This is a genomic window from Pseudomonas sp. SLBN-26 (assembly GCF_006715895.1).
GTDB lineage: Bacteria > Pseudomonadota > Gammaproteobacteria > Pseudomonadales > Pseudomonadaceae > Metapseudomonas > Metapseudomonas otitidis.
Genome location: NZ_VFOB01000001.1, coordinates 2,182,053 through 2,196,827, shown reverse-complemented (window position 1 = coordinate 2,196,827; position 14,775 = coordinate 2,182,053). Strand labels below are relative to the sequence as shown.

General features: G+C 67.1%; 13 protein-coding genes. 3 read left to right on the top strand and 10 right to left on the bottom strand.

Going from position 1 to position 14,775, the window contains the following annotated elements; translation table 11 throughout:
- Window positions 1-163 precede the first annotated feature (163 nt).
- Complete coding sequence (locus tag FBY21_RS10045) at window positions 164-442, bottom strand: peptidylprolyl isomerase (protein ID WP_044409048.1); 279 nt, start codon at window positions 440-442, stop codon at window positions 164-166.
- 143 nt (window positions 443-585) lie between these two features.
- Between FBY21_RS10045 and FBY21_RS10040 the strand changes: the two genes are divergently transcribed.
- Window positions 586-1,800, top strand: a complete 1,215-nt coding sequence (locus FBY21_RS10040; RefSeq protein ID WP_174244726.1) for a PilT/PilU family type 4a pilus ATPase — start codon at window positions 586-588, stop codon at window positions 1,798-1,800.
- A 28-nt stretch (window positions 1,801-1,828) separates the two neighbouring features.
- Here the strand turns inward: FBY21_RS10040 and FBY21_RS10035 are convergent, their stop codons facing one another.
- From FBY21_RS10035 to FBY21_RS10025, 3 genes are all read right to left on the bottom strand, one after another.
- Window positions 1,829-2,563, bottom strand: coding sequence for a substrate-binding periplasmic protein (locus FBY21_RS10035; RefSeq protein ID WP_253543699.1), 735 nt, complete (start codon window positions 2,561-2,563; stop codon window positions 1,829-1,831).
- 85 nt (window positions 2,564-2,648) lie between these two features.
- Window positions 2,649-3,458 (bottom strand): alpha/beta fold hydrolase, encoded by an 810-nt coding sequence (locus FBY21_RS10030; protein ID WP_142010749.1) that lies wholly within the window; start codon window positions 3,456-3,458, stop codon window positions 2,649-2,651.
- The gene (locus tag FBY21_RS10025) at window positions 3,355-4,146 is read right to left on the bottom strand and encodes a crotonase/enoyl-CoA hydratase family protein (protein WP_044409054.1); all 792 of its coding nucleotides are present in this window, start codon (window positions 4,144-4,146) and stop codon (window positions 3,355-3,357) included. The genes FBY21_RS10030 and FBY21_RS10025 overlap by 104 nt, the downstream gene beginning before the upstream one ends.
- Window positions 4,147-4,498: 352 nt before the next feature.
- Here FBY21_RS10025 and FBY21_RS10020 point away from each other — a divergent pair, with 352 nt between their 5' ends.
- Window positions 4,499-6,175: a DEAD/DEAH box helicase gene (locus tag FBY21_RS10020; protein ID WP_044409057.1), complete on the top strand. Its 1,677-nt coding sequence runs from the start codon at window positions 4,499-4,501 to the stop codon at window positions 6,173-6,175.
- A gap of 67 nt (window positions 6,176-6,242) precedes the next feature.
- On the opposite strand, the gene guaD is transcribed toward FBY21_RS10020, so the two are convergent.
- The 6 genes from guaD to FBY21_RS09995 all read right to left on the bottom strand — a co-directional run bounded on the left by guaD (window position 6,243) and on the right by FBY21_RS09995 (window position 13,850).
- Window positions 6,243-7,544: a guanine deaminase gene (gene guaD, locus FBY21_RS10015; RefSeq protein ID WP_142010746.1), complete on the bottom strand. Its 1,302-nt coding sequence runs from the start codon at window positions 7,542-7,544 to the stop codon at window positions 6,243-6,245.
- Between the two features lie 102 nt (window positions 7,545-7,646).
- Window positions 7,647-8,495: a xanthine dehydrogenase accessory protein XdhC gene (gene xdhC, locus FBY21_RS10010; RefSeq protein WP_142010743.1), complete on the bottom strand. Its 849-nt coding sequence runs from the start codon at window positions 8,493-8,495 to the stop codon at window positions 7,647-7,649.
- Window positions 8,492-8,629: a hypothetical protein gene (locus FBY21_RS29410; protein WP_160158591.1), complete on the bottom strand. Its 138-nt coding sequence runs from the start codon at window positions 8,627-8,629 to the stop codon at window positions 8,492-8,494. The genes xdhC and FBY21_RS29410 overlap by 4 nt, the downstream gene beginning before the upstream one ends.
- 20 nt (window positions 8,630-8,649) lie before the next feature.
- The gene (gene xdhB, locus FBY21_RS10005) at window positions 8,650-11,043 is read right to left on the bottom strand and encodes a xanthine dehydrogenase molybdopterin binding subunit (RefSeq protein ID WP_142010741.1); all 2,394 of its coding nucleotides are present in this window, start codon (window positions 11,041-11,043) and stop codon (window positions 8,650-8,652) included.
- Window positions 11,036-12,490: a xanthine dehydrogenase small subunit gene (gene xdhA, locus FBY21_RS10000; protein WP_044409069.1), complete on the bottom strand. Its 1,455-nt coding sequence runs from the start codon at window positions 12,488-12,490 to the stop codon at window positions 11,036-11,038. Before xdhA ends, xdhB begins: the two co-directional genes overlap by 8 nt.
- A gap of 223 nt (window positions 12,491-12,713) precedes the next feature.
- Window positions 12,714-13,850: an alkane 1-monooxygenase gene (locus FBY21_RS09995; RefSeq protein ID WP_044412809.1), complete on the bottom strand. Its 1,137-nt coding sequence runs from the start codon at window positions 13,848-13,850 to the stop codon at window positions 12,714-12,716.
- A gap of 259 nt (window positions 13,851-14,109) precedes the next feature.
- Between FBY21_RS09995 and FBY21_RS09990 the strand changes: the two genes are divergently transcribed.
- The gene (locus FBY21_RS09990; protein WP_074967623.1) at window positions 14,110-14,769 is read left to right on the top strand and encodes a GntR family transcriptional regulator; all 660 of its coding nucleotides are present in this window, start codon (window positions 14,110-14,112) and stop codon (window positions 14,767-14,769) included.
- The last annotated feature ends 6 nt before the right edge of the window (window positions 14,770-14,775 follow it).

Here is a 14,775-nt window from a genome sequence, read left to right as displayed (position 1 = left end):
CAGCGATACGGGCGGCGCGGCCGGCTTCTTCCTGGCAAACCACATGGTCGGCTTCCTCTATCAGATTCGAAAGCCGCCCACGGTAGCGGAAGGCCATCGGTGCTTCCGGAGGGGCTGGCCGATGGAGGAGGGGGAATGCCTCGACGGTGCGCGTAGGACTGTTTCAGTCCCTGAAGAACACCTGCACCAGGTGATAGCCGAACTGGCTCTTCACCGGGCCGTGGATGGTGCGCACCGGCTTTTTGAAGATCACCTGGTCGATCACCCGCACCATCTGTCCGGGGCGCACTTCGCCCAGGTCGCCGCCGCGCTTGCCGGACGGGCAGATGGAGTGCTTCTTCGCCAGCACGGCGAAGTCCTCGCCCTTGGCCAGGCGCTGCTTGATCTGTTCGGCTTCCGCCTCGGTCTTGACCAGGATGTGGCGGGCAAGGGCCTTGGCCATGGGATTTCCTCTTGGTTTGTGGAGCCGTTCATTGTGCCAGCCACGGGCCGGGCCATACAGTTCGTCGCCTTCACGGCACGCGCCGTGCCCACTGGCGAAATTCGCCTACCGTTACCTTGTCCCGCCCCACGGATACACGCCCCATGGATCTCCCTTCGATGCTGAAGGTCCTTGCCTCCCAGGATGGCTCGGACCTCTACCTGTCCACCGGCGCGCCGCCCTGCGCCAAGTTCAACGGCGTGCTCAAGCCGCTGAGCGCCGACCCGCTCAAGCCGGGGGACGTGGCGCGTATCGCCGAGTCGATCATGGACCCGGAGCAACGCGTCGAATTCAACCATGAGCTGGAGATGAACCTGGCGATCTCGGTGCCCAACGTGGGGCGCTTCCGCATCAACATCTTCAAGCAGCGCAACGAGGTCTCCATCGTCGCGCGCAACATCAAGCTGGACATCCCCCGCTTCGAGGACCTCAAGCTGCCCGAGGTGCTGCTCAAGGTGGTGATGGAGAAGCGCGGCCTGGTGCTCTTCGTCGGCGGCACCGGCTCCGGCAAGTCCACCTCCCTGGCGGCGCTGATCGACTACCGCAACCGCAACAGCGGCGGGCACATCATCACCATCGAGGACCCGGTGGAGTACGTGCACCGGCACAAGAAATCCATCATCAACCAGCGCGAGGTGGGGGTGGACACCCGCAGCTTCCACGCGGCGTTGAAGAACACCCTGCGCCAGGCGCCGGACGTGATCCTCATCGGCGAGATCCGCGACCGCGAGACCATGGAGCACGCCCTGGCCTTCGCCGACACCGGCCACCTGGCCATTTCCACCCTGCATGCGAACAACGCCAACCAGGCGCTGGACCGCATCATCAACTTCTTCCCCGAGGAGCGCCGGCCGCAGCTGCTCAACGACCTGGGCAACAACCTCAAGGCCTTCGTCTCCCAGCGCCTGGTGCGCACCTCCGACGGCAAGCGCCGTGCGGCGGTGGAGGTGCTGCTGGGCACTTCCACCATCAGCGACCTGATCAAGCGCGGTGACTTCAGCTCCATCAAGGAGATCATGGAAAAGTCCAAGGCCCTGGGGATGCAGACCTTCGACCAGGCGCTGTTCGACCTGGTGGTGGAAGGTGCCATCAGCGAGGACGAGGCGATCAAGAATGCCGACTCCGCCAACAACCTGCGCCTCAAGCTGAAGCTCTACCGCGACGGCCCGGCTCCCGCACCGACGCCCGCTCCCGCCGCCGCACCCACCCCGCCACCGGCCGCGACCCGTACCCAGGACGCAGCCAGCTGGGGCCTGGAGCTGAAGCTGGAGGAGCTGCCCGAGGAAACGCCGCCGGAAGATCCGGGCAAGCATTTCTGACACCTGCTCGCGGGCAGGGCGTTCCCGTTCACTGCACCCCAGGCAGGTAGTGCTTCTGGATGCGCTGCACCCGGCCTTCGTCGCGCAGGGCCTGCATGGCGTGGGCGACGGCGTCGGTCAGCTGCGGGTCGCACTGGCGCGAGCAGGCGATGTAGAGGTCGGTGGTGGCCAGGGGCGGGCTCATGTGCAGCTTGCGGTCGGTGACCTGGGGCCAGATGTAGAGCCCTTCGGTCACGCCGGTGAACCAGGCGTCGATGCGCCCCATCAGCAACAGCTGGGCGGGCTTGTCGCCCAGCACAAGGTGGCGGATCTGTTCGTCGGCGAAGCCTTCGCGGTGGAGGATGTCGCTCTGGGCGGTGCCCAGCCCCACACCGATCTGCCGGTAGCGCTGGCGCGCTTCCTCGAAGCTCTTCACCGGCTCGTCGAGGCTGAAGAACACCCGGTCCAGCGCCATGACCGGGGCCACCCAGGTGTAATGGGCTTCGCGCTCGGGCGTACGGGAGAGGGGAATGATCAGCAGGTCGCGGCCGTCCATGACGGTTTTCTGCGCCCGGGCCCAGGGCTCGACGCGGATGCGCACCCGGTAGCCGGCGCGCTTGAGCGCGAGGAGCGTGGCGTCGCCGACGATGCCGTGGCCCTTGGCGTCCTGGACCAGGGTCAGCGGTGGTGCATCGGGCAGGTACAGCTCCACCTGGCGTGGCTGTGCCTGGAGGCCGAATGCGAGGCAGAGCAGGGCGATGATCCAGGGCGCTTTGGCGGGCACAGGGCGGTCCGGTCCGAGGTGGTGCAGCGAGTATAGAAAAGCTCCGGGAGGGTGGAGGGTGACGGCGGTCATCTCTTCCCAGCGATCAGTTCACACCCAGGTGCAGCCGGGAGAACGCCACGATGGCTTCCGCCGAGGCCAGGGGGTGGGCTTGCAGCAGCGCATGGGGGCCGTCCAGGCGGACCAGGCCGAAGACTCGGGTGCGCTGGGCTACTGCCCGTGCGGCCCGTGCCGGCACCAACCGGTCCTGCCGGGCCTGCAAGTACAGCAGCGGAACCTGCAGCTCGCCCAGGCGCGCACGCAGGTCCACCGTGGCGACGGCGTGCAGGCGCGAGGCAAGGCAGGCCGGCGGTGCCAGGGACAGGCTGTGGCGCAGGGCCGCCAGGGTCGATGTGGGCGCGTTGGCACGCAGCAGGGCGAAGCGCAGCAGCCAACCCGGCACGGCGTCGAGGGGCATCCGGCGGATCAGCGGTAAAAGAAGGGCGATGCCCGGACGAGGGCGATGAGCGAAGCTGCAGGCCAGCACCAGAGCCCTCAGGCCGGGTGGGCGGCGCAGGGCCAGCTTCAACGCGACGGGGCCGGAGAAGGACTCACCGAGCAGGATGAAGGGCCGGTCTTTCGGCAGTTGGTGTTCTGCCCATTCGGCGAGGCTGTCGTAGTCCTGGGGCGCCACCGTCGGGTAGCCGAGCACCTGGCAGTCCAGGCGCCCGTCGAGTGCCTGGAGCAGGGGCTCTAACAGCAGGCCGCTGCCGTCCAGGCCCGGCAGCAGGATCAGCAGCGGTGCGATGGCCTTAGCGTCCCTTGAAGGCGCCGGGGCGCCGTTCCAGCATGGCCTGCAGGCCTTCCTGGGCGTCCTCCGAGGCCAGCAGGCGCTGGGCGACTGCCGGCAGGGCACGGGCGGCGGCGAGTTCGCCCTCGTTCACCACCTGCCGTGCGGAGGCGAGGGTGGCGCGGATGCCCAGCGGCGCCTGTGCGGCGATCCGCTCGGCCAGCCAGAGGGCGCGGGGCATCAGCTCTTCGCTGGCCAGCACCTCCTGCACCAGGCCCAGGCGCAGGGCTTCGTGGGCGTCGAATTCGTCGCCGGTGAGCAGCCAGCGCATGGCGTTGCCCCAGCCGGCCACCTGGGGCAGGCGCAGGGTGGCACCGGCGAAGGGGAAGATGCCGCGCTGGACTTCCATCTGGGCGAAGCGGGTGTTACTGGCGCAGAGGTTGATATCGGCGGCGAGCATCAGTTCGATGCCGATGGTGAAGCAGTAGCCTTGCACGGCCACCAGCAGCGGCTTGCTCAGGCGCGGGCCGCCGAAGGTGCCCCAGGGGTCGACGGCGCCCTCGGGCAGTTGCCAGCCGTTGCGGAAGGTCTCGGCCACGTTGGCCAGGTCGAGGCCGGCGGTGAAGTGCTCACCGTGGGCGAACACCAGCGCGCAGCGCGCCTCGTCGTCCCGCTCATAGTCCCCCAGGGCCAGCACCAGGTCGTCGAGCATCGCCTGGTCGAAGGCGTTGCGCTTGGCGGGGCGGTCGAGGCCGAGCAGCAGAATGTGGCCGCGCTGTTCGCGGGTCACGCGGCCGGTTTGGGCGTGGGACATGGAGGCGGTCCTCGGAGGGAAGGGGCGGGGGCTCGGAGGATATAGCCGCTGTGTGTGGCGTTGTCCATGCGACCAGAGCCGTCTGGCGCTTTGCGTGAGAAAAACGCTGCGCGCTTGTCAGCTTTTACTGTATGATGCGCGCCGGCCCTAAACCGGGCCCCGTTCAGGAACTGCATCTTTCGGGGCATTCGCCTTCAGCTGCACCGTCCGCATCGCGGACTACCCTAGACGTAACACTCCAACCAATAAGCAACTCGCAAATTCTCTCCCAGGCTGCCAGGGTGACCCACAAGGTCTTTCGGCATATGCAGCTTTGGGTTTGGGTCTTTGCGGATGCACATGAGGCATACCCATGACCCAGGATATCGGCGGATTCGCCGCGCTCGGCCTTCACCCCAATGTTCTCGCTGCCATCGCTGCAGTGGGCTACGAAGAGCCTTCCCCCATCCAGGCCCAGTCGATTCCGGTGATCCTCGCCGGGCACGACATGATCGGCCAGGCCCAGACCGGTACCGGCAAGACTGCAGCCTTCGCGCTGCCGATCCTTTCCCGTATCGATCCGGCCAAACGTGAGCCGCAGGCGCTGATCCTGGCACCGACCCGCGAGCTCGCACTGCAAGTCGCCACCGCTTTCGAAACCTATGCCAAGCAGATGCCCGGCCTGAACGTCGTGGCCGTCTACGGCGGCGCGCCCATGGGCCCGCAGCTCAAGGCCCTGCGCCAAGGCGCCCAGGTGATCGTGGCCACCCCCGGCCGCCTGTGCGACCACCTGCGCCGTGACGAGAAGATGCTCGCCACCGTGCAGCAGATGGTGCTGGACGAAGCGGACGAGATGCTCAAGCTCGGCTTCATGGAAGACCTCGAAGTGATCTTCGAGGCCCTGCCGGAAAGCCGTCAGAGCGTGCTGTTCTCCGCCACCCTGCCGCCGTCGATCCGTTCGATCGCCGAGCGTCATCTGAAAGAGCCGCAGCACGTCAAGATCGCTGCCAAGACCCAGACCGTGGCCCGCATCGAGCAGGCCCACCTGATGGTCCACGCCGACCAGAAGGTCGGTGCCGTGCTGCGCCTGCTGGAAGTCGAGGAGTTCGACGCGCTGATCGCCTTCGTGCGCACCAAGCAGGCCACCCTGGACCTGGCCTCCGCCCTGGAAGCCAAGGGCTACAAGGCCGCTGCGCTGAACGGCGACATCGCCCAGAACCAGCGTGAGCGCGTGATCGAGTCCCTCAAGGACGGTCGCCTGGACATCGTTGTCGCCACCGACGTCGCCGCCCGCGGCATCGACGTACCGCGCATCACCCACGTGGTGAACGTGGACATGCCGTACGACCCCGAGTCCTACGTGCACCGTATCGGCCGTACCGGCCGTGCCGGTCGTGAGGGCCGTGCCCTGCTGCTGGTCACCCCGCGCGAGCGCCGCATGCTGCAGGTGATCGAGCGCGTGACCAACCAGAAGGTCGCCGAAGTCCGCCTGCCCACCGCACCCCAGGTACTGGATGCACGGATCCGGAAGCTGACCAACAGCCTGGCCCCCCTGGTGGCCGACGCCGAGGCCAGTCATGGCGAACTGCTCGACCGCCTGATCGCCGACATCGGCTGCAGCCCGCGTGCCCTGGCCGCTGCGCTGCTGCGCAAGGCCACCAACGGCCAGTCGCTGAACCTGGCGGACGTGGAGCGCGAGCAGCCGCTGGTGCCGGGTGCTCCCCAGCCCCGCGAGCGCCGTGAGCGTGACGGTGAGCGTGGCGAGCGCGGTGAGTACCGCGAGCGTCGTGCGCCGCTGCCGGTCGGCGAAGGCCGCGTGCGTTGCCGCACCGCCCTGGGGACCCGCGACGGCATCGCCGCGAAGAACCTGCTGGGCGCCATCCTCAACGAGGGTGGCCTGGCGCGCGAAGCCATCGGTCGTATCCAGATCCGCGAGACCTTCAGCCTGATCGAGCTGCCCGAAGAGGGCCTGGATCGCCTGCTGGGCAAGCTGAAGGACACCCGCGTGGCGGGCAAGTCGCTGAAGCTGCGTCGCTACCGCGAAGACTGATCCGCACTGCTGCAACGCAACGGGGGGCCATTTGGCCCCCCGTTGCGTTTCTGCGTGTGCGAAAACCTCAGGCGCGCTGGTGCACCGAGCGGCCGGCGGCGAAGGTTTCCTTCACGGTGCGGTCGTCGCCGAGGATGGTCAGTGCGAACAGCTTCTCCGCCAGGCTGCGGGCCTGCTGCATGCGGTAGGCCATGAGCGGGGTGGCCTGGTAGTCGAGGACGACGAAGTCGGCGTCCTTGCCGGCCTGGAAGTTGCCGATGTGGTCGTCCAGGTACAGCGCGCGGGCGCCGCCCAGGGTGGCGAGGTAGAGGGACTTGAACGGGTCGAGCTTCTTGCCCTGCAACTGCATGACCTTGTAGGCCTCGTTCAGCGACTGCAGCTGGGAGAAGCTGGTGCCGGCGCCGACGTCCGTGCCCAGGCCCACGCGCACGCCATGCTGTTCCAGCTTCTGCAGGTCGAACAGGCCGCTGCCGAGGAACAGGTTGGAGGTGGGGCAGAAGGCCACGGCAGAGCCGGTTTCGGCCAGGCGCTGGCACTCCTCGTCGCACAGGTGCACGCCGTGGGCGAACACCGAGCGCTCGCCGATCAGCCGGTAGTGGTCGTAGACGTCCAGGTAGCCCTTGCGCTCGGGGAACAGCGACTTGACCCATTCGATCTCCGCCTTGTTCTCGGAGAGGTGGGTGTGCATGTACAGGCCGTGGTATTCGCCGTAGAGCTTGCCGGCCAGCTCCAGTTGCTCGGGGGTGCTGGTGGGGGCGAAGCGCGGGGTCACCGCGTAGTGCAGGCGGCCCTTGCCGTGCCAGCGCTCGATCAGCGCCTTGCTGTCGGCATAGCCGGATTCGGCGGTATCGGTGAGGTAGTCCGGGGCGTTGCGGTCCATCAGCACCTTGCCGGCGATCATGCGCAGGTCCAGCGCCTGGGCGGCTTCGAAGAACGCATCAACGGAGGTGGCGTGCACGGTGCCGAACACCAGGGCGGTGGTGGTGCCGTTGCGCAGCAGCTCGCCGAGGAACAGGTCGGCCACTTCGCGGGCGTGGGCCGGGTCGGCGAAGGCGCGCTCGGTGGGGAAGGTGTAGGTGTTCAGCCAGTCCAGCAGCTGCTCGCCGTAGGAGGCGATCATGCCGGTCTGCGGGTAGTGGATGTGGGTGTCGATGAAGCCGGGGGTGATCAGCGCGTCGGGGTATTCGCGGATCTCCACGCCGTCGAGCTGGGGCAGCAGGTCGCGGGCGTGGCCGATGCGGGCGATGCGGCCATCCTCCACCAGCAGGATGCCGTCCTCGAAGTATTCGTAGGAGGCCTCGACGCCCACCTCGGCGGGGTCGGCGATGCTGTGGAGGAGGGCGGAGCGGTAGGCGGTCAAGCGGGTCATGGCAGTCTCGTCGGTCAATGCGGTACTTGAGGGCCCGCGTTTCGCGCGGGCGTGGAAAAGCGGGCGCCGGGGTGGCCGCCCGCTTTCCGTTATGTGGTCTGGTCAGGCCTGTTCGCGGCGGGAGCTGGGCACCAGCCGGGCGACCGTTTCTCCCTTCTTCACGTCCTGGCCATTGTCCTTCTGTCCGAAGGTGGCGTTGTAGGTGGCGATGATCTCACCGGCGATGGAGATGGCAATCTCCACCGGCAGCTTGCCCTTGACCTCTGCCAGCCCCATGGGACAGCGCATGCGCTGCACGGTTTCGCTGGCGAAGCCGCGCTCGCGCAGGCGGTGCTCGAACTTGACCCGCTTGGTGCGCGAGCCGATGAGGCCGAAGTAGGCGAAGTCGTTGCGCTTGAGGATCGCGGTGGTCAGTTCCAGGTCCAGCTGGTGGTTGTGGGTCATGACGATGAAGTAGCTGCCGGAGGGCAGGGCGTCGACTTCGTCGACCACCTCGTCGTTCACCACCTTCTCCACGCCGGTGGGAATCTGCTCGGGGAATTCGCTTTCCCGCGAGTCGATCCAGCGCACCTTGCACGGCAGGCTGGCGAGCAGTGGGGCCAGGGCGCGGCCGACGTGGCCGGCGCCGAACAGGGCGATCTGCGCCTGGGGCTGGTCCATCGGCTCGAACAGCAGCACGGTGGCGCCGCCGCAGCACTGGCCGAGGCTGGCGCCCAGGCTGAAGCGCTCCAGGCGGGTGTCGCGGCTGCCGCTCGCGAGCATCTCCCGGGCGATGGCCATGGCCTTGAACTCCAGGTGGCCGCCGCCGATGGTTTCGTAGATGCGCTCGGCGGTGACCACCATCTTCGAGCCGGCGTTGCGAGGCGTGGAGCCCCGCTCTTCGATGATGGTCACCAGCACGCTGGGTTCGCCGCGCTGCTGCAGCTCGGCAAGGGCGTTGATCCAGCTCATCGGCTCAGCCTCCAGTTGCGCAGCGGGCGGCGCGAGCGGGACAGGCGCCAGTCGTCACGCTCGCCGGGGCGAGGCGTGTCGGTGGCGGCTGCCGGCCGGGCCGGGGTGTCGTGCAGGGTCGGACGTGGGTTCATCGGTCGCCTCCCGGCTGCCCTCAGGCAGGCTCCACGTGGGCGTTGCTGGGGGCCTCGGCCTTGCGTTGCAGCGCTTTCATCTGCTCGACGCCCCAGAGCACGCGCTCGGGGGTGGCCGGTGCGTCGATCTGCGGGTGGGCCTTGTAGTCGGCGAGGCTGGCCACGGCGTCCTTGATGGCGCACCAGGCGGCGATGCCGAGCATGAAGGGTGGCTCGCCCACGGCCTTGGAGTGGAACACCGTCTGCTCGGGGTTCTTGCGGTTCTCCACCAGCTTCACCCGCAGGTCGATGGGCATGTCGGCGATGGCCGGGATCTTGTAGCTGGCCGGGCCGCTGGTCATCAGCTTGCCTTTGGCGTTCCACACCAGCTCTTCGGTGGTCAGCCAGCCCATGCCCTGGACGAAGGCCCCTTCCACCTGGCCGATGTCGATGGCCGGGTTCAGCGAGGCGCCGACGTCGTGGAGGATGTCGGTGCGCAGCATCTTGTACTCGCCGGTGAGGGTGTCCACCAGCACTTCGCAGCAGGCCATGCCGTAGGCGAAGTAGTAGAAGGGGCGGCCGGCGGCCTTGTCGCGGTCGTAGTAGATCTTCGGCGTGCGGTAGAAGCCGGTGCTGGAGAGCGAGACCTGGTTGAAGTAGGCCAGCTGGATGACCTCTTCGAAGGCGAGGTACTGGTCGCGCACGCGCACCTGGCTGTTCTTGAACTCCACGTCCTCGGGGGTGACCTTGAAGTGCCCGACGAGGAAGTCCACCAGGCGACCCTTGATGGTCTCGGCGGCGTTCTGCGCGGCCTTGCCGTTCAGGTCGGTGCCGCTGGAGGCGGCCGTCGGCGAGGTGTTGGGCACCTTGTCGGTGTTGGTGGCGGTGATCTGGATGCGCGCGATGTCCACCTGGAACACTTCGGCCACCACCTGGGCGACCTTGGTGTTGAGGCCCTGGCCCATCTCGGTGCCGCCGTGGTTCAGGTGGATGCTGCCGTCGGTGTAGACGTGGATCAGCGCGCCAGCCTGGTTGAGGAAGGTGGCGGTGAAGCTGATGCCGAACTTCACCGGCGTCATCGCCAGGCCTTTCTTCAGCACCGGGCTCTGGGCGTTGAAGGCGCGGATGGCGTCGCGGCGCTGGGCGTACTCGGCGCTGGCTTCCAGCTCGGCGGTCATCTCGGCGAGCAGGTTGTGCTCGACGGTCTGGTAGTAGTGGGTGACGTTGCGTTCGTCCTTGCCGTAGTAGTTGAGCTTGCGCACCGCCAGCGGGTCCTTGCCCAGGTGGTGGGCGATGACGTCCATGATCTCTTCGATGGCGACCATCCCCTGGGGGCCGCCGAAGCCGCGGTATGCGGTGTTGGAGGCGGTGTTGGTCTTGCAGCGCAGGCCGTTGATGGTGGCGTGTTCGAGGAAGTAGGCGTTGTCCGAGTGGAACATCGCGCGGTCGACGATGGAGCCGGAGAGGTCCGGCGAATAGCCGCAGTTGCCCGCCAGTTGCAGTTCGATGCCGGTGAGCAGGCCCTGGTCGTCGAAGCCGATGTCGTACTCGACGTAGAAGGGGTGGCGCTTGCCGGTGATGCTCATGTCTTCCATGCGCGGCAGGCGCATCTTGGTGGGCCTGCCGGTGAGGTGGGCGATCACCGCGCAGAGGCAGGCCGGGCCGGCGGCCTGGGTTTCCTTGCCGCCGAAGCCGCCGCCCATGCGGCGCATGTCGATGACGATCTTGTTCATCGGCACGCCCAGCACTTCGGCCGCCAGCTTCTGCACTTCGGTGGGGTTCTGGGTGGAGGTGTAGACGATCATGCCGCCGTCTTCGCCGGGCATCACCGAGGAGATCTGGGTCTCCAGGTAGAAGTGCTCCTGCCCGCCGATGTGCAGGTGGCCCTGCAGACGGTGTTTCGAAGCGGCCAGGGCGGTGGCGGAGTCGCCGCGCTTGTGCTGGTGCGGGTCGAGCACGTAGTGCTTCTTCCGGTAGGCATCGACCACGTCGAGCACGGGCTCCAGGTCTTCGTACTCGATGAGGGCGGCCATGGCGGCCTTGCGTGCGGTTTCCAGGCTGTCGGCAGCCACGGCGAGCACCACCTGGCCGACGTATTCCACCTTGCCGTCCGCCAGCAGCGGGTCACCGGCTACCACCGGGCCGATGTCCAGTTGCCCGGGCACGTCCTCGGCGGTAATGGCGATGGCCACGCCGGGGATTGCGTAGCAGGGGCGGGTGTCGATGCGGACGATGCGCGCGTGGGCGCGGTCGCTCATGCGGGCATAGACGTGCAGCTGGTTGGGGAACTCCAGGCGGTCGTCGACGTACACCGCTTCGCCGGTGACGTGCTTGGGCGCGCTCTCGTGCTTGACGCTCTTGCCGACGCCGGTGGTGATGTCGGCACGGAACAGCGCCGCCAGTTCTTCCTGGGTCTTGAAATGGTGCTTAGACATAGGCGGTCACCCGGGTTTCGACGGCTGGGGATTGCTGTTCGAGGAAGCACTTGCGCAGCAGGTTCTGGGCCGCCAGCAGGCGGTATTCCTTGCTGGCGCGGAAGTCGGTGAGGGGGCTGAAGTCCTGGGCCAGGGCTTCACAGGCGCGCTCGACGGTGCCCGGGTACCAGGCGGAGCCGACCAGGGCCTGTTCGCAGGCGCTGGCGCGCTTGGGGATGCCGGCCATGCCGCCGAAGGCGACGCGGGCGCGGCGCACCACGCCGTCCTCGATCACCAGGTTGAAGGCGGCGCAGACGGCAGAGATGTCGTCGTCCAGGCGCTTGGAGACCTTGTAGGCGCGGAACACCTGGTTCTTGCGGGCGCGGGGCACGCGCACCTTCTCGATGAACTCGGACTCCTGGCGGGCGGTGACCTTGTAGTCCAGGAAGTATTCGTCCAGCGGCAGGGTACGGGTCTGGTTGCCCTTGCGCAGGACGATCTCGGCGCCGAGGGCGATCAGCAGCGGCGGCGCGTCGCCGATGGGCGAGGCGTTGCCGATGTTGCCGCCGAGGGTGCCCTGGTTGCGGATCTGCAGGGAGGCGAAGCGGTGCAGCAGTTCGCCGAAATCCGGGTACTCGCGGGACAGGGTCTCGTAGCAGTCGGACAGCGGGGTGGCGGCGCCGATCTCGATGAAGTCGGCATCCGTCTCGATGCGCTTCATGGCGTCGATGTGGCCGACGTAGATCATTACCGGCAGCTCGCGGTGGAACTGGGTGACTTCCAGGGCCAGGTCGGTGCCGCCGGCCAGCAGGCGGGCCTGCGGGTTGGAAACGTAGAGTTCGGCCAGGTCGCCGATGGTCAGCGGCACCAGGCAGCGCTTGTCGCCGCTGTTCAGCTCGGCGGTGTCGCGCGGGGCAATCGCCTTGAGCTGGGCGAGGGTCTCGGCTTCGGCGGCGTCGAACTGGTCGGGCTGTGCCTGGCAGCAGGCCTGCTCGGCGGCATCGAGGATCGGGCGGTAGCCGGTGCAGCGGCACAGGTTGCCGGCCAGGGCTTCCAGGGTCTGTGCCTTGTCGTAGCCGGTGCTGCCGGAGGCGGCCCGGCTCTTCTGCAGGGCGAACAGCGACATGACGAAGCCGGGTGTGCAGAAGCCGCACTGGGAGCCATGGCAGTCCACCATGGCCTGCTGGACGCTGTGCAGCTGGCCCTTGTGCTTGAGGTCTTCGACGGTGATGAGCTGCTTGCCGTGCAGCGAGGAGACGAACGTCAGGCAGGCATTGAGGGTGCGGTAGCGGATGCGGTCGTCGACCACCTCGCCCACCACCACGGTGCAGGCGCCGCAATCACCGGAGGCGCAGCCCTCCTTGGTTCCTGTCTTGCCCAGGTGCTCACGCAAGTAGTTCAGCACCGTGACGTTGGGGTCGAGCGCATGTTCGGTGCGCAGCTCCCGGTTGAGTAGAAACTGGATCAAGGAAGACCTCCAGGCACTTTATTGTTGTTTACGAGGGCTCGTATGGCCGCGAATTTAGAGTCCGTTGACTTTTCGGTCAATATTTTTCTGACCTGAAAGTCAGAAAATCATGCGGGCTGTACTGCAAGTGCCGTGCCGGGGCGCTGGAACAAGGGTAGACCGGAATGCAAACGCCCCGCTCTGGGGCGGGGCGCTTGGGGGTGACGAGGGGGTAAGGGCGGGGTCAGGCGACCTGTTGCTGGTCGGTCAGCTGGTGTTCTTCACCGGCGTAATAGGCGCGCACCCGCTTGTCCATCACGGCGCGCCACAGCGGCGGGAACAGCGCCAGGACGATCATCCCGGCATAGCCGTTGGGCAGCTGCGGGCTGTCGTCGAAATGGCGCAGCACCTGGTAGCGGCGCTTGGCGTAGGCGTGGTGGTCCGAATGGCGCTGCAGGTGGAAGAGGAACAGGTTGGTGAGCAGGAAGTTGCTGTTCCAGGAATGCGCCGGACTGGTGCGTTCATAGCGGCCGTTGTCCAGTTTGCGGCGGTGCAGGCCGTAGTGCTCCACGTAGTTGACGATCTCCAGCAGTGTAAAGGCCATCGCCGCCTGCACCAGGAAGAACACCCCGCCCAGCCAACCCAGGGCGAGGGTGAAACCCACCAGCATCGCGGCGCTCAGGGCGTACCACCACACCAGCTCGTTGCGCCAGTGCAGCGCCGGCAGCCCCTTGCGCTTGAGGCGCTGGGCCTCCAGGTTCCAGGCGTTGAGGAAGTTGTGCTTATAGGCGTGGGGCAGGAACTGGTAGAGGCTCTGGCCGAAGCGGGCGGAGGAAGCATCCTCCGGGGTGGAGACGTTCACGTGGTGGCCGCGCACGTGCTCCACCTTGAAACCGGCGTAGCACACCGCCGCCAGCAGGATGCCGCCAGCGCTCTGCTCCAGTAGCGGGTCCTTGTGGATCAGTTCGTGGGAGACGGTGATGCCGATGGCGCCCATCACCGTGCCCACCGAGAGCACCCAGCCGAGCTTGCCCACCCAGTTCCAGTCCGGGTGGTGGACGAACACCCAGCCGCTCCAGGCCAGCATCAGCAGCAGCAGCGGCAGGGTCATCAGGCTGAGGAAGCGGTAGTAGCCCTGGCCCTCCATGAACGGCACGTCGTCTGACTCGTCGGGGTTGGCCGGGTCGCGGCCGACGATGAAGTCGAGGAACGGAATCACCCCGAAGACGATGGTGATCACCAGCCAGGGCCAGGCATTGGGGTGGTCGCTGCCCAGCGACCAGTAGTAGCTCATGGGAATGCCGGCCACGGGGATCAGCCAGATCCAGTAGCCGACCTTCTTCAGGGCGATCATCCAGTTGGAGGGCAGGCGTTCGAACATGGTGGGCTCCGTCCGTGCAGGTGGGTGGGTTATTCCAGGATTGTCAGACAATCCTGCGCCCCAACCCGGTGCAGAGCGACCGACCTTTAGGTCTGAATGCCCGCCGTCTGTCACCTTCGACGGGTAACACCCTGTGTTACACTTCGCCCCCTGCCGCGTCCTGCGCAGATCCCTCGTGCATGATCCCTTCCGACCAGCCCGCTGCGCCGGACCCCGAGGGCGCCTGATCGACCCCCACAGCCAAGACCGAAGGAAAACCATGACGTTCAAGGCACCGGACAGCCTCGCCGAACAGATCGCCCACCACCTCGCCGAACGCATCATCCGAGGGGACCTGAAGGCCCGCGAACGCATCCAGGAGCAGAAGGTCACCCAGGCCCTCAACGTCAGCCGCGGGTCGGTGCGCGAAGCGCTGCTGATCCTCCAGCGCCGCCACCTGATCACCATCCTGCCGCACCGTGGCGCCCAGGTGTCCGAGCTCACCCCGCACCATGTGCAGAGCCTCTACGCACTGATGATGGAGATGTACATCCTGCTGGGCTGTGCCGTTGCCCAGCGCTGGAAGAGCGAAGAGGACCTCGCGCCTTTCCTGGCCATCCAGCAGCGCCTGGAACAGAACCTGCAGGACCACGACATCAGCGGCTTCGTCGATTCCAGCTTCAGCATCATGCGCGCGGCCTATGCCTTCGCCGACAACCCCTACCTGGAGGAGACGGTGGAGAACCTGCTGCCGGCCATCAGCCGCACCTACCACCTGGCGCTGGAGCAGCGCAAAGGCGAGATGGCGCAGTTCATGGCCGCCTTCGCCGAGCTGCTCAAGGCGGTGATCGGCCGCGACCTGGCGCGCATCCGCGAAGTGCTGGTGGGCTACGGCCAGCACAACTGCCAGCTGGTGCTCGCCGCTCTGGCCGGCCACTGACGCCAC